Source organism: Nocardia sienata NBRC 100364, from assembly GCF_001613205.1.
GTDB lineage: Bacteria > Actinomycetota > Actinomycetes > Mycobacteriales > Mycobacteriaceae > Nocardia > Nocardia sienata.
Window position 1 is genome coordinate 1 of record NZ_BDBX01000043.1, and the last position, 12,535, is coordinate 12,535.

Annotated in this window: 19 protein-coding genes; 5 read left to right on the forward strand and 14 right to left on the reverse strand. The window is 65.3% G+C overall.

The annotated features are described in order from the left end of the window. Window positions 1-219: 219 nt before the first annotated feature. Both NS4_RS22715 and NS4_RS22720 read right to left on the reverse strand, forming a co-directional pair. Window positions 220-1,104, reverse strand: a complete 885-nt coding sequence (locus NS4_RS22715; RefSeq protein WP_063061544.1) for a phosphotransferase enzyme family protein — start codon at window positions 1,102-1,104, stop codon at window positions 220-222. Then, window positions 1,101-2,495 (reverse strand): helix-turn-helix domain-containing protein, encoded by a 1,395-nt coding sequence (locus NS4_RS22720; protein ID WP_245665626.1) that lies wholly within the window; start codon window positions 2,493-2,495, stop codon window positions 1,101-1,103. Before NS4_RS22720 ends, NS4_RS22715 begins: the two co-directional genes overlap by 4 nt. Before the next feature lie 187 nt (window positions 2,496-2,682). Between NS4_RS22720 and NS4_RS22725 the strand changes: the two genes are divergently transcribed. Genes NS4_RS22725 through NS4_RS22735 form a run of 3 tightly spaced genes read left to right on the forward strand, consistent with a single transcriptional unit; the run spans window position 2,683 to window position 5,161 of the window. After that, window positions 2,683-3,351, forward strand: coding sequence for a hypothetical protein (locus tag NS4_RS22725; RefSeq protein ID WP_174552124.1), 669 nt, complete (start codon window positions 2,683-2,685; stop codon window positions 3,349-3,351). Further along, complete coding sequence (locus NS4_RS22730; protein WP_063061545.1) at window positions 3,348-4,496, forward strand: radical SAM protein; 1,149 nt, start codon at window positions 3,348-3,350, stop codon at window positions 4,494-4,496. The genes NS4_RS22725 and NS4_RS22730 overlap by 4 nt, the downstream gene beginning before the upstream one ends. An 11-nt stretch (window positions 4,497-4,507) precedes the next feature. Beyond that, entirely contained in the window at window positions 4,508-5,161 is a 654-nt protein-coding gene (locus NS4_RS22735; RefSeq protein WP_063061546.1) for a hypothetical protein, read from the forward strand. 62 nt (window positions 5,162-5,223) lie between these two features. Here the strand turns inward: NS4_RS22735 and NS4_RS22740 are convergent, their stop codons facing one another. Continuing rightward, window positions 5,224-5,670, reverse strand: a complete 447-nt coding sequence (locus tag NS4_RS22740) for an NUDIX hydrolase (RefSeq protein ID WP_063061547.1) — start codon at window positions 5,668-5,670, stop codon at window positions 5,224-5,226. Window positions 5,671-5,797: 127 nt separating this feature from the next. On the opposite strand from NS4_RS22740, the gene NS4_RS32365 reads away from it, so the two are divergent. Beyond that, window positions 5,798-5,947, forward strand: coding sequence for a hypothetical protein (locus NS4_RS32365; protein ID WP_157106184.1), 150 nt, complete (start codon window positions 5,798-5,800; stop codon window positions 5,945-5,947). 132 nt (window positions 5,948-6,079) lie between these two features. Here NS4_RS32365 and rpsQ read toward each other — a convergent pair whose 3' ends face one another. From rpsQ to rpsJ, 11 genes are read right to left on the reverse strand one after another with little or no spacing between them, the layout of a single operon-like run. Further along, on the reverse strand, window positions 6,080-6,352 hold the full coding sequence (gene rpsQ / locus NS4_RS22745; RefSeq protein WP_063061548.1) for a 30S ribosomal protein S17: 273 nt from the start codon (window positions 6,350-6,352) through the stop codon (window positions 6,080-6,082). Next, the gene (rpmC, locus tag NS4_RS22750) at window positions 6,349-6,588 is read right to left on the reverse strand and encodes a 50S ribosomal protein L29 (RefSeq protein WP_039822435.1); all 240 of its coding nucleotides are present in this window, start codon (window positions 6,586-6,588) and stop codon (window positions 6,349-6,351) included. Before rpmC ends, rpsQ begins: the two co-directional genes overlap by 4 nt. Next, window positions 6,588-7,004: a 50S ribosomal protein L16 gene (gene rplP, locus NS4_RS22755; RefSeq protein ID WP_039822434.1), complete on the reverse strand. Its 417-nt coding sequence runs from the start codon at window positions 7,002-7,004 to the stop codon at window positions 6,588-6,590. The genes rpmC and rplP overlap by 1 nt, the downstream gene beginning before the upstream one ends. Before the next feature lie 3 nt (window positions 7,005-7,007). Further along, window positions 7,008-7,805 (reverse strand): 30S ribosomal protein S3, encoded by a 798-nt coding sequence (gene rpsC, locus NS4_RS22760; protein ID WP_063061549.1) that lies wholly within the window; start codon window positions 7,803-7,805, stop codon window positions 7,008-7,010. After that, window positions 7,806-8,204, reverse strand: coding sequence for a 50S ribosomal protein L22 (rplV, locus tag NS4_RS22765; protein WP_039822432.1), 399 nt, complete (start codon window positions 8,202-8,204; stop codon window positions 7,806-7,808). Continuing rightward, window positions 8,201-8,482: a 30S ribosomal protein S19 gene (gene rpsS, locus NS4_RS22770; RefSeq protein ID WP_030522695.1), complete on the reverse strand. Its 282-nt coding sequence runs from the start codon at window positions 8,480-8,482 to the stop codon at window positions 8,201-8,203. The genes rplV and rpsS overlap by 4 nt, the downstream gene beginning before the upstream one ends. Window positions 8,483-8,496: 14 nt before the next feature. Continuing rightward, window positions 8,497-9,333: a 50S ribosomal protein L2 gene (gene rplB / locus NS4_RS22775; RefSeq protein ID WP_030522696.1), complete on the reverse strand. Its 837-nt coding sequence runs from the start codon at window positions 9,331-9,333 to the stop codon at window positions 8,497-8,499. Between the two features lie 33 nt (window positions 9,334-9,366). Beyond that, the gene (gene rplW / locus NS4_RS22780; RefSeq protein WP_030522697.1) at window positions 9,367-9,672 is read right to left on the reverse strand and encodes a 50S ribosomal protein L23; all 306 of its coding nucleotides are present in this window, start codon (window positions 9,670-9,672) and stop codon (window positions 9,367-9,369) included. Continuing rightward, window positions 9,669-10,343, reverse strand: a complete 675-nt coding sequence (rplD, locus tag NS4_RS22785) for a 50S ribosomal protein L4 (protein ID WP_030522698.1) — start codon at window positions 10,341-10,343, stop codon at window positions 9,669-9,671. The genes rplW and rplD overlap by 4 nt, the downstream gene beginning before the upstream one ends. Continuing rightward, a complete protein-coding gene (gene rplC / locus NS4_RS22790; protein ID WP_039822429.1) occupies window positions 10,340-11,005 on the reverse strand; it encodes a 50S ribosomal protein L3 in 666 nt (221 codons plus the stop codon). The genes rplD and rplC overlap by 4 nt, the downstream gene beginning before the upstream one ends. Window positions 11,006-11,019: 14 nt before the next feature. Beyond that, window positions 11,020-11,325 carry a 30S ribosomal protein S10 gene (gene rpsJ / locus NS4_RS22795; protein ID WP_003938093.1) on the reverse strand — a complete coding sequence of 102 codons (306 nt, stop codon included), beginning with the start codon at window positions 11,323-11,325 and terminating at the stop codon, window positions 11,020-11,022. Window positions 11,326-11,863: 538 nt separating this feature from the next. Here rpsJ and NS4_RS22800 point away from each other — a divergent pair. Beyond that, complete coding sequence (locus NS4_RS22800) at window positions 11,864-12,343, forward strand: hotdog fold domain-containing protein (RefSeq protein ID WP_063061550.1); 480 nt, start codon at window positions 11,864-11,866, stop codon at window positions 12,341-12,343. The last annotated feature ends 192 nt before the right edge of the window (window positions 12,344-12,535 follow it).

Consider the following 12,535-nt stretch of genomic DNA (forward strand, 5'->3'; position numbering starts at 1 on the left):
GCGCCCTTGAAGCCGGGGGATCGGTTGCGCGACACCATAACCCTTCGGCTATCAAAGTACTTGCCGGAACTCCGCCCCGTCCAACAGCCGAGGGTTCGCAAGAGAAAGTAGCACTGGACAGAACCCCTCCTGCACTCCCGAATCACCAGTTCTTACGAACCGGGTTTGCCGTGGAACTGCGCACTCGACTGCTCCAAACATTCAATCAGTTGGCATGGTCTACGGGATCGCTTCCCACCCACCCCAAGGCCGTGGACCGCGGCGCCCGCGTAGGGAGTCGATGCGCAATCGCGCCTGGGCCAACCGGCCCGGCTGGTTCGCGGCGGTCTGCGCGGCCATGCAGGTCATCCGCATTTCGCGGATATCCCGGAGCAGTGGGAACCCCAACCATCCGGTGACATCGTGGCCATATGCCGCCACGAATTCGGAGTACTGCTGCGTGTTGATCCATCCGAATGAGCTGTATTTGATCGCTGTTGAGGTCAGATCCCATTCGGGCGGGCCGACGGACGTGCGCTCCAGGTCAAGGAACAGGGTCGTGCCGTGGAGGGTGGTGACTACATTGCCCTCCCAGGCGTCTCCGTGGACCGGTGCCCACGGTAATCCGGCCGGGCGGCGCAACCAGGCGTCTTTCAGGGCGTGGAGGTGTTGGTGGAGCCACTGGCGGTCTTCGGCGGACAGGGTAATCGCGGCGTCGATCCGTTGTTCGAGCCGAACGAACGGATCGATTTCGGACAGGAATTGCGGCGGGTTGAGCGCGTGGAGTCTGCGCAGAGCTGTCGCGATTTCGGTAGGGCTAGCGCCGCGGTGTGGTGGTAGCTCTTTCCAGAAGGTTACGGGCATGTCGCCGACCACTACGAAGGCTGTCGCTATGTCGGCGGGTTCGACGGCGGGCACGTTGTTGTGGTGAAGCCAATCAGCGATCAGCAGCTCGCGTTCCGCGGCGGCACGCTGCCCGGGTTTCGCAATCCGGACGACGACGTGGGACTCCGGCAGCCGATAGATGGAGTTTTCCGAAACCTTGATCGGTACAAGGTCGAGGTCGGGCAGTCCGGCTTTCGTGCAGGCTTCGCGTGCTACAGCCTCGAGGGTCTGTTCACTCACCCGGCGGCTGCCTGTGTGAGGTCGACTCCTGCGCGGCGGGCGTAGGTATGCAGTTCATGGACGTCCTCGGCGGCGCGCATGGATTTGAGGCTGGCCGCGCGGCCAACTGCGACCGTGCCGATTTCGGTGGCTTCGTCCGGGTCGCCGGTCGACATGGTCAGGGAGGCGAGTTTGATCATCGAGATCGTGCGGGACCGCTCCGCGTTGGGGGTATGGCCGGCAACCGCGGTTTCCAGTCGGGTGCGGGCCTCGCTGCGGAATTTGCCGTTGATCGCGATATCGAACAATGCGTGCCCGGTGTCGCCTGCGTGCTGGGCGGTGTCGTAGTAGGCCATCCAGCTCGGATCTTCGGCCGGCTTCGCGTGGCTGAACTGTTCGTCTGCGCGCCCCACTGCGGTTGTGACCGCTCCGAGGTCGCCGAGTTTGCCGTAGGCGCGGGCCTGGGTGGTGAACAGCATGGCGCGTTCGGTGGCGGTGAGCCGGTCGGAGTGCAGGAATGCTCTGGTGGCGAGGCGCAGCCCGTCTTTCGGCTTGCCGGTCCAGATGGCGTGACGCGCCATCGAGGAGAGAATCTTGGCGCGGAGTTGCCAGGCGTCGGCTTCCTCTGCGCATTTCAGCGCCAGGCCGAACATGTCGGCGGCATCTTTGTGCGCGCAGGCGTCGAATGCCATGAATCCTGCTGTGTGGCTCAGATATCCCACGGCGGCATACAGATCGCTGCGTTGCCCTGGTGCGCAACCGGCGTGCAGATAGCCCACCGCGACGCGCAGCTGAGCGGCAACCACCTCGCGGACCAGTCCCCCACCATAGAGAGCGTCCCAGCTCGCGAAGAGATCGGAGGCGGCGCGCAGCTGTTCGATCTCGGCGGCGCCGACGCGCGTAGGTATTGCGGTGGAGCGGGTGTCGTTGAGCAGTTGCAGAAGGCCGTGAGGGGAGACGGCTGATGTCGCCGTGACGGCCGCCGCGGCCCGCAGGAATTCGTTGCGGTTCACTTCGTCGAGCGTAGACCCGGTGGGCAACTTGAACCACAGCAGTTCGGCGGGGATGCGCAGTATCTGCGCCCAGCGGATGAGTTTGGTCAGGCGCTCAGGCGCGGGGCCCGTCTCGATGCGGCTGAGCTGAGCTTGGGTGATGTCGAGCCAGTGGGCGACCTTCTTCTGCGATATCGGCTGCGCACCGTGGATGGGATCGGTGCGGTAGGCGTAGATGACGCGGCCCATGTGCCAACTCGACAGCGCCGCCAGCATGTGTTCGCTCCACCAGAACTGCGCGGGCATCTCCACGGGCGCGTCCATGGTGGTTTGGGTGCACAGTCCGCACCACTCGCCCGGGTTGTAGCGGCTGAGTAGACCGCCGCAGTGCACGCAGTACTGCTCCTCGATTCGCGTCATCGTCCCCACTCCACTGATGTCGCAACACCTTTTCCGTTTCGGCTGACGTTATCACCCAGGTGCGCAGTGGATATGCGTCTCACGCATACACCGAATACATGCGGCTGTTAGTCGATATCGCGCCACTGGGTGATCGTCGTCGAGTCCGGAAATTGAATCTGAAAGGGGCGATATGGGGTTATCAATCGTGGTGCCCATTCTTGGGCCACCCGCAGCCGGAAAGTCCACGCTCGCACTCGCACTCGGTGCTGATCCACCACGGCGGGTCTTCCGCCTGCGCGAGCATGTCCCGGTCGATGTTCTCGCGGCAACGACGTCAGCGGCCGACCGGCTCGGCTGGATCGACGACAGCGTCGTCGACCCGGCTGTCCGCCGCTATCTCACGGAGGCGGCTGAGAACAGTCATGTCGACGCCGTCCTGATGGACAACTTCCCGGGTACGGGCGCGCAGACCCGGATGCTGATCGACGCCATCGTCGATATCGCTCCGGAGTGCGCGCTGAAACCGGTCGAGCTGCTACTCGACGAGAAGACCCGCAAACGCCGCGCCAGGCAGCGGCGTGTCTGCCACGGCTGCGAGAAGGACCCGATCTCCGACCCGCGCATGCCGGCCGAAGCGACCGCACCGCACTCGTGGACCTGCGCCCGATGCGGAAGCCTTCTACATCCCCGCCGCGGGGACGCGCCCTCGCTGTTCGCCGCGCGCAGCCGACGGCACCAGGACAGCACGGACGGGATCCGCACAACCTTCGCCACTGCGGGATACCCCATGTCCACCCTCAACGCCAACCAGCCGCCGTCCGCAATGGCCCGGCTCGTTGACGCAATGCTGAACAACAGGAGCCACACCGCATGACCACCGTTCCCCTGACCCTGTCCACCCCGACCGCGCCGCGCGACAGCTACGGGCATGCCCGGATGCCTCGCAACTGGAATGCCACCGAACCCCATCACGTCGACCGCATCCCCTACGGCCGCTACCGCAACGTCTACCTCTACATCACCGAGGCGTGCCAGCTGCGGTGCGAGCACTGCTACATGGGTGAACGGCTCGAACGCGCCCTGAAAATGACGCCCCAGCAGATCGTCGACACCCTCACCGTCTGGCGCAAGCTCGGCGGCGACAAGCTGACCATCCTCGGCGGCGAACCGACTCTGCACCCGTTCTATGTCGAGTCCATCAGGGTCGCCAGCAAGATCGGCTACGGCCACGTCATCACCACGACCAATGCCCAGCAGGCGGCTCGCAAGAAGTTCACCAGACTCGAACCGTCGGACTTCGCCTACGTGCAGGTCAGCCTCGACGGCGGTAGCGCAGCCACACACGACGCGGTGCGCGGCAAGGGGACCTTCGGCATCGCGATGGAAACAACCGCCGAGCTGTGCGACCGCGGCTTCGACACCCGCATCATCTGCACCGTCAACAAAGCCAACGAAGGCGACGTACTGAATCTGCTCACCATCGCCGACGATATCGGTGCATCGCTGGTGAAGTACCACGTGTTCAGCACCATCGGGACCGGTCACGGCAACGAGGACATGGCCATGACCCCGCCGGAGTGGGTGAATTTCTGCAATCGCCTGGAAGGCGTCGCACCCGAGCACAACACCCGGGTCTGGTTCCAGCCCACCTATGCCCGCCGCGACCAGATAGACCGCTACGCCGGCGAGGGCTACCAAGGCTGCATCGGCCGCACGCTCGACCGGATCAGTGTTTTTCCCGACGGCCGGGCCTACGTCTGCTCGTACCTGTTCGATACCGACTCGTACTTCGCGCGGATGGAAGGCAATCACGTCCGGCTCAACCGCGAGACCAAGAGCAATGAGTTCGACCTCTTCAGCCTGCCTCTGATCGACGACAGCTGTGGTGGATGCAAGTCCACGGGCTGCTTCGGTGGCTGCCCAGCCGAGCAGATCGTCATGGGCGCCAGCTGCTGCTCCGAATACCCCGACATCGTTCCCGTCTGCCGGCTCTGGAAGTCCAGCGCCAAGCCCGAATAGGAGAACCACTGATGCTCACCTTCGAGACCCTGATCGACCCGCTGCGCCACCTGGACTGGGACGACGTGGAATCCGTCGACTCGGCGGCGCGCAAGCCCTTCGCCCATATCGCCGGCAGCAGGTATCTGCTTCGGCGAGGATTGTCGGCCATCCGCGAGGACGCGCGGTTGATGGCGCTGTGCGAGCACTACGACATCCTCGACAAGCTCGTCCTGTTCGACGACCCGGAAACCGGCATCCGGGTCCGCTTGCATGTGTTCGGGCCCGGTTACCACGATCGGCCGCACAACCACCGCTGGACATACTCCAGCCACATCCTGCGCGGCGAGTACCGGCATCGGGTCTACCAGCCGGTGGATCTGCACGCCGAACTCAACCCGCTCACCCTTGATCCGATGCTCGTCCGACAGGAGCAGCCCGGGACCAGCTACACCCTGCACCACAGCGCGATACATGCGGTCGTCGCCGAGCCCGGCACCGTATCGGTCGTTGTGCGCGGCCCGGCGCAGGCGGAACGATTCCTGGTGATGGACAACAAAACCGAGGAAGCATGGTGGCAGTACGGAGCTGCCAAGGAAACTCCCGAGGACGCGCTGCATAAGCGTATGTCCGGGGAGCGGTTCGAGGAGCTGGTCGCCTCGCTCACCGACTGGCACGTCATCTGAGTTGAGCGAGGAATGCCACCGGGGGGTGCCGTCGAGAGAGGCGACAGGCACCCCGCGGCGGGTCACCAGCCGAACGTGGAGAACTCGCGCTGGTCGGCGATATGGCCCAGCGCGGCGCGGCAGTAGCCGATCATCCGGTCCGGGAGCGCGTCGAGGGCGAACCAGGCCAACTCATCGCATTTGTCCGGCTCCATGTTCACCGGCTCGCCCTCCCACCGCTGGACCTGAAAGAAGAACGCCACCCGCCCTCCCGAGGAGGAGTTGTGCATGACGTGGGCGAAACCGACGGCCGCAGGGTCGATCGTCACCCCGATCTCCTCTTTCGCCTCCCGCACCAGCGCGGCCACGACAGATTCGCCGGCTTCCAGATGCCCAGATGGTAGGTGGTAGGCGCCGTCCTCGTAGCCGGTGTTCGCCCGCCGGCCGAACAGCACACGCTCCTGGCCGTCGGTGAGCAGAAGGTGAACGTCCCCGATCACCTTGTGTCGTTGCTCGCTGGCAACCGTCATCCTCAGCCCCGATCTCTCGTAGACGCACCCGACTCGGGCGTCGCGTCCAACAAACCTAATCCGCGCTCATTGCAGGCATATGCGCTCGACGCATATCGCCCGGACGAGCCAATCTTCTGGAGAAGCCATGCAGGATTTGCCCCACCGGCTCGAGGAGAACCGGAACCACTATCCGCCGCCGCGGAAACCGATCGAGCGCATGACGGAGAAGGAGCTGTTTCGCGTGGCCGAGGCGATGCGCGAGGTATGGCCGGGCCTGAGCAAAAACGCTCGATAGGCCTGCAAATCGCCTCCGTTACCTCGAGTCTCAGCCGACAACAGAATCAACGACCGTGGATACAACGAAGGCCCGCCTCCCGAAACGGGAAGCGGGCCTTACGTTTACGACCTTCTCAGCCGAAGAGCGACCTTACTTGGCCTTCTCCAGGACCTCGACCAGCCGCCACCGCTTGGTGGCCGACGTGGGCCGGGTCTCCATCAGCTGCACGCGATCGCCGACACCGGCGATCTCGTTCTCGTCGTGCGCCTTCACCTTGGAGGTGGTGCGGATGATCTTGCCGTAGAGCTTGTGCCGGTTACGGTCTTCCAGCTCGACGACGATCGTCTTGTTCATCTTGTCGGAGACCACGTAGCCGACCCGGACCTTGCGGGTGCCGCGTGTCTCCTCCACCTTCTCGCTCATGCCGCATCTCCCTTGTCAGCGGGTCCGGTGGCCAAACCGAGCTCGCGCTCACGCATGACCGTGTAGATACGCGCGATCTCGTGACGCACCACACGCAGCCGGCGATTGTTGGTCAGCTGACCGGTCGCCATCTGGAAGCGCAGGTTGAACAGCTCTTCCTTCGATTCGCGCAGGCGGGAGACGAGCTCCTCCTCGGTCAGCTCGCGGAGCTCTGCGGCAGGGGTACCGGTTGCCATCAGAACTGCTCCTCCCTCGTCACGATCCTGCACTTCATCGGGAGCTTGTGCATCGCGCGGCGCAGCGCCTCACGAGCGATCTCCTCGTTGGGGTAACTCATCTCGAACATCACGCGACCGGGCTTGACGTTCGCGACCCACCACTCCGGCGAACCCTTACCGGAACCCATTCGGGTTTCGGCCGGCTTCTTGGTGAGCGGACGATCCGGGTAGATGTTGATCCAGATCTTGCCGCCACGCTTGATGTGGCGGGTCATCGCGATACGCGCCGACTCGATCTGCCGGTTGGTCACATACGCCGGCTCCAGCGCCTGGATGCCGAAGTCACCGAACGACACCGAGGTGCCGCCCTTGGCGAGACCGCTGCGGCTCGGGTGATGCTGCTTGCGGAACTTGACCTTGCGGGGCATCAGCATTGGTCAGCCCTCCTGCTTTTCTGCCGGGGGCTCGGCCACCGCGGTAGCGGCGCGCCCGGCCTCGGTGCTGGTCGCGGTGGTGCCGGAGGAACCGGAACGACGCGGGCGGCTCGGGCGCTCCCGGCGCGGGCGATCCCCGGCCGGCGCGCTCGGGGCGGGCAGCTCACGCTTGCCGCCGACGATATCGCCCTTGTAGATCCAGACCTTGACACCGATACGACCGAAGGTGGTCTTGGCCTCGTACAGGCCGTAATCGATATCGGCACGCAGGGTGTGCAGCGGGACGCGGCCTTCGCGGTAGAACTCCGAGCGCGACATCTCGGCGCCACCGAGGCGGCCCGAGCACTGCACGCGGATGCCCTTGACGTTCGGCGAACGCATGGCCGACTGGATGGCCTTGCGCATCGCGCGACGGAACGCCACGCGGTTGGACAGCTGCTCGGCCACACCCTGGGCGACCAGCTGCGCATCCGACTCGGGGTTCTTGACCTCGAGGATGTTCAGCTGGACCTGCTTGCCGGTGAGCTTCTCCAGCTCGGCGCGGATGCGGTCGGCCTCGGCGCCACGGCGGCCGATGACGATGCCCGGACGCGCGGTGTGGATATCGACGCGGACCCGGTCACGGGTGCGCTCGATCTCCACCTTGGAGATGCCGGCCCGTTCCATGCCGGTGCCCAGCAGCTTGCGGATGGCGACGTCTTCCTTGACGTAGTCCGAGTACTGCTTGTCGGCGTACCAACGGGACTTCCATTCGGTGGTGATTCCGAGGCGGAAGCCATGGGGATTGATTTTCTGTCCCATTTACTTTGCCGCTCCCTTCCGGCGGCCACGAGTGCCACCGGCGGTGGGGACGCTCTCGACCTCGATGGTGATGTGGCTGGTGCGCTTGCGGATCCGGAACGCGCGGCCCTGGGCGCGCGGCTGGAAACGCTTCATGGTCGCGCCCTCGTCGACATACGCCGTCGAGATGACCAGGGTGTCGGGGTTGAGGCCGAGGTTGTTCTCGGCGTTCGCCGCGGCACTGGCCACGACCTTGGCGACCGGCTCGCTGGCGGCCTGCGGGGCGAACCGGAGCAGGTCGAGCGCGTCGGAGACACGCTTGCCGCGAACGAGGTCGACGACCCGGCGGGCCTTCATCGGGGTCACGCGCACGTGCTTGGCGGTCGCGCGCGCAGTCGGATTCTGAGTTTCTGTGCTCATCGCCGCTTGCTCTTCCGATCTTCCTTGACGTGGCTGCGGAACGTCCTCGTCGGCGCGAACTCACCGAGCTTGTGCCCGACCATGTTCTCCGAGACGAACACCGGCACGTGCTTGCGGCCGTCGTGGACGGCGAAGGTGTGGCCGATGAAATCGGGGGTGATGGTCGAACGACGCGACCAGGTCTTGATGACCTGCTTGGTGCCCTTGTCGTTCTGCACGTCCACCTTCGCCTGGAGGTGGTCGTCGACGAACGGGCCCTTCTTGAGGCTGCGTGGCATTTCTTACCTCCTCCTTAGCGCTTCTTGCCGGTGCGACGGCGACGGACGATGAGCTTGTCGCTCGGACGGTTCGGCTTACGGGTGCGGCCTTCCGGCTGACCCCAGGGCGAGACCGGGTGGCGACCACCGGAGGTCTTGCCCTCACCACCACCGTGCGGGTGGTCGACCGGGTTCATGACCACACCACGGACCGTGGGGCGGCGACCCTTCCAGCGCATACGACCGGCCTTGCCCCAGTTGATATTCGACTGTTCGGCATTGCCGACCTCGCCGACGGTGGCGCGGCAGCGCACGTCGACGCGGCGGATCTCGCCGGAGGGCATACGCAGCGTGGCGTAGGGGCCCTCCTTACCCAGCAGCTGGATGCTGGCACCGGCCGAGCGGGCCATCTTGGCGCCGCCGCCGGGACGCAGCTCCACCGCGTGGATGGTGGTACCGGTCGGGATATTGCGCAGCGGCAGGTTGTTGCCGGGCTTGATATCCGCAGTCGGACCGGACTCGATCTTCGTGCCCTGCGCGATGCCCTTGGGCGCGATGATGTAGCGCTTCTCGCCGTCCAGGTAGTGCAGCAGCGCGATATTGGCGGTGCGGTTGGGGTCGTACTCGATATGAGCGACCTTGGCCGGCACGCCGTCCTTGTCCAGCCGGCGGAAATCGATCAGCCGGTAGGCGCGCTTGTGACCGCCACCGCGATGCCGGGTGGTGATCCGGCCGTGGCCGTTACGGCCACCGCTCTTGGTCAGCGGGCGGACGAGCGACTTCTCGGGGGTCGACCGGGTGATCTCGGCGAAGTCCGAGACGGACGACCCGCGGCGGCCCGGGGTAGTCGGCTTGTACTTACGGATTGCCATGAGTTCTTCTCTGCTTTCTGGACTCCCCGCCGCCTACGCGACCGGGCCTCCGAAGATCTCGATGGGCTTGCTGTCGGCCGAGATGGTCACGAGCGCGCGCTTGGTGTCCTTGCGCTTGCCGTAACCGAAGCGGGTCCGCTTGCGCTTGCCCTGACGGTTGGCGGTGTTGACGCTGGTGACCTTCACCCCGAAGACCTTCTCGACCGCGATCTTGATCTGGGTCTTGTTGGAGTCGGGGTGCACGATGAAGGTGTAGGTGCCTTCCTCGATCAGCCCGTAGGACTTCTCCGAGATGACCGGCGCCAGCAGGATGTCGCGCGGATCGGCGATGGTGCTCACTTGCTCTCCTCCTGTGCAGCCTCGGCCGGGCCGTGCACGAAGGCGTTGAGCGCCTCGACGCTGAACACGACTTCGTCGCTGTCCAGTACGTCGTAGGTGTTCAGCTGGTCCGGTGCGATGGTGTGCACGTATTCCAGGTTGCGGGCACTCTTCCAGGCGTTGACGTCCTCGCGGCCGACGACCAGGAGGAACTTCTTGCGATCCGAGATCTCGGACAGGAAGGTCTTCGCGGTCTTGGTCGAGGGGTCCTGGCCGGCGACGAGTTCGCTGATCACGTGGATCCGCTCGTTACGCGCCCGATCCGACAGCGCGCCACGCAGGGCGGCCTGGATCATCTTCTTGGGGGTGCGCTGGCTGTAGTCGCGCGGCTTCGGGCCGTGCACGGTGCCACCACCGGCGAACTGCGGCGCGCGGGTCGAACCCTGGCGGGCGCGGCCGGTGCCCTTCTGGCGGTACGGCTTCTTACCACCGCCGCGGACCTCGCCGCGGGTCTTGGTGGAATGCGTGCCCTGGCGGGCGGCGGCCTGCTGGGCCACGACCACCTGGTGCATCAGCGCGATATTCGCGGTGACATCGAAGATCTCGGCGGGGAGATCGACGGTGCCGTTGGTCTTGCCACCGAGTTCCTTGACCGGCAGCGTCAGGTTGGCCTTCTTCTCGAGGCTGGTCATGCGTGCGCACCACCCTTCACGGCGCTCTTGACGATCACGACGCCGCCCTTGCGACCCGGGATCGCACCCTTGATCAGCAGCAGGCCGTTCTCGGCGTCCACCTTGTGAACCGACAGGTTCTGCGTGGTGACGCGGTCGTTACCCATGCGGCCCGACATGCGCATGCCCTTGAACACACGGCCGGGGGTGGCGCAGCCACCGATGGAACCCGGGCGACGGTGCACGGCCTGCGCACCGTGGGAGGCACCCTGGCCACGGAAGCCGTGGCGCTTCATGGTGCCGGCGAAGCCCTTGCCCTTGCTGGTGCCGGTGACGTCGACGTAGGTGCCCTCTTCGAACGCGGCGGCCGAAATCTCCTGGCCGACCTCGAAGGTGGAGGCATCCGCGACCCGGATCTCCGCGACATGGCGACGCGGGGTGACGCCGGCCTTGGCGAACTGGCCGGACTCCGGCTTGTTCACCTTGCGGGGGTCGATGGCGCCGAAGGCGACCTGCACGGCGCTGTAGCCGTCGCGCTCGACGGTGCGGATCTGGGTGACCACGTTCGGTCCGGCCTTGACGACGGTGACCGGGACGACCCGGTTCTTGTCGTCGAACACCTGGGTCATGCCCAGCTTGGTGCCCAGGATGCCGGCCGCGGGCCTGCTCTTGTTGTCAGTCATGTCTCGAGTCCCCGTCACTGGATATTGACGTCGACGCTGGCCGGCAGGTCGATGCGCATGAGCGCGTCCACCGTCTTCGGCGTCGGGTCGAGGATGTCGATCAGCCGCTTGTGCGTACGCATCTCGAAGTGCTCGCGCGAGTCCTTGTACTTGTGCGGCGAACGGATGACGCAGTACACGTTCTTCTCGGTCGGCAACGGCACCGGCCCGACGACCCGGGCCCCGGTGCGGGTCACCGTTTCGACGATCTTGCGCGCAGACGCGTCGATCGCCTCGTGGTCGTAGGCCTTGAGCCTGATGCGGATCTTCTGTCCCGCCACGCTAAGTGTCCTTTTCTCCGCTTTCGTCCGTGATCCGGATACCGGCTAGGGCGTCCGTACCACCTTCATTTGCACAGCCCGAACACACGATGACGTCCCGTGCCGGATCGGTCAGGGCCCGGAGGAGGCAGCCTGCGTAACCACGCAGGGCCTCGATCAGGCACCAAACCAACACAGTGGAGACCACGACCAGGGGTCAACCCAGTCCGTGCCGCTGTTCATCTGTCATGGTTCTCCGGTCCACGCGGTCGGGCGTGTCGCCTCTCCGCTCATTCCTCGGCCCCGGAAGAAAACTTCGATCGTGGCCTGCGGAACTACGTCCCGGACGTACCCACATCGGTGAACGATGAGGTACTCGCTGGTTTTGCTCACCCCGCCCGGCCCGGTCGTTTCACGGAAACAACCGCCACCCGGGGCAAGGCAACCCGAACAGTATGCACGAGCCCCCCGAGGCGTTTCAAATCGGGGTCGGCCGAGGTCCGGCACTGCGGCAACCATACCGCGCCGCCGCTATCTTACCGATGAGTAATATAGCGGTATGACGAACGAGACCGGTACCTACCGCGGCTGGCGCAAACTTCCCGACAACCCGTTCGGCCACGGCCTGTTCTCCCTGTCGATGGTGGCCCGGGTGCCGTACTTCGCCACGGTGCTGCCCCGGGTGGTCCGGCTCGAACCCGGGCTCTGCGAGGTCAAAGCCCCCAAATGGTTCGGCGTGCACAACCATCTGGGCACCTTCCACGCCATCGCCGCCTGCAACCTCGCGGAAATAGCGATGGGCATGCTGAGCGAGGCCACGGTCCCCACGACCCACCGCTGGATCCCCAAGGCGATGCAGGTCCAGTACCTGACCAAAGCCACCACGGGCCTCCGGGCGGTCGCCGAGCTGACGGAGATCCCGGACTTCGCCACGATCACCGAGGGCCAGGACCTCACCGTGCCGGTCTCGATCTACGACAAGACCGGCAAAGAAGTCGTCCACGCCGACATCACCACCTGGGTCACCCCGAAGAACTAGCAACCCACGAAAACCTGCGAACACAAAACAGGGGGCCCACCCCCACGCCCGTAGTCCACCCCCACACCACTGGTCCACCCTTCCGCCCGTGGTGCCCCCCACACACCACTAGTCCACCCCCTACCTACAGGTCCCAGGCCGACCCCGACGTCATATGCCGACGCAACCCCATGTGTCGAGTTTTGCGAGACA

Coding starts and splice junctions, on each gene's coding strand:
- NS4_RS22720 (WP_245665626.1), bottom strand. CDS start 2,495: ATGACGCGAATCGAGGAGCAGTACTGCGTGCACTGCGGCGGTCTACTC.
- NS4_RS22730 (WP_063061545.1), top strand. CDS start 3,348: ATGACCACCGTTCCCCTGACCCTGTCCACCCCGACCGCGCCGCGCGAC.
- NS4_RS22735 (WP_063061546.1), top strand. CDS start 4,508: ATGCTCACCTTCGAGACCCTGATCGACCCGCTGCGCCACCTGGACTGG.
- NS4_RS22740 (WP_063061547.1), bottom strand. CDS start 5,670: ATGACGGTTGCCAGCGAGCAACGACACAAGGTGATCGGGGACGTTCAC.
- NS4_RS32365 (WP_157106184.1), top strand. CDS start 5,798: ATGCAGGATTTGCCCCACCGGCTCGAGGAGAACCGGAACCACTATCCG.
- rpsQ (WP_063061548.1), bottom strand. CDS start 6,352: ATGAGCGAGAAGGTGGAGGAGACACGCGGCACCCGCAAGGTCCGGGTC.
- rpmC (WP_039822435.1), bottom strand. CDS start 6,588: ATGGCAACCGGTACCCCTGCCGCAGAGCTCCGCGAGCTGACCGAGGAG.
- rplP (WP_039822434.1), bottom strand. CDS start 7,004: ATGCTGATGCCCCGCAAGGTCAAGTTCCGCAAGCAGCATCACCCGAGC.
- rpsC (WP_063061549.1), bottom strand. CDS start 7,805: ATGGGACAGAAAATCAATCCCCATGGCTTCCGCCTCGGAATCACCACC.
- rplV (WP_039822432.1), bottom strand. CDS start 8,204: ATGAGCACAGAAACTCAGAATCCGACTGCGCGCGCGACCGCCAAGCAC.
- rpsS (WP_030522695.1), bottom strand. CDS start 8,482: ATGCCACGCAGCCTCAAGAAGGGCCCGTTCGTCGACGACCACCTCCAG.
- rplB (WP_030522696.1), bottom strand. CDS start 9,333: ATGGCAATCCGTAAGTACAAGCCGACTACCCCGGGCCGCCGCGGGTCG.
- rplD (WP_030522698.1), bottom strand. CDS start 10,343: ATGACCAGCCTCGAGAAGAAGGCCAACCTGACGCTGCCGGTCAAGGAA.
- rplC (WP_039822429.1), bottom strand. CDS start 11,005: ATGACTGACAACAAGAGCAGGCCCGCGGCCGGCATCCTGGGCACCAAG.
- NS4_RS22800 (WP_063061550.1), top strand. CDS start 11,864: ATGACGAACGAGACCGGTACCTACCGCGGCTGGCGCAAACTTCCCGAC.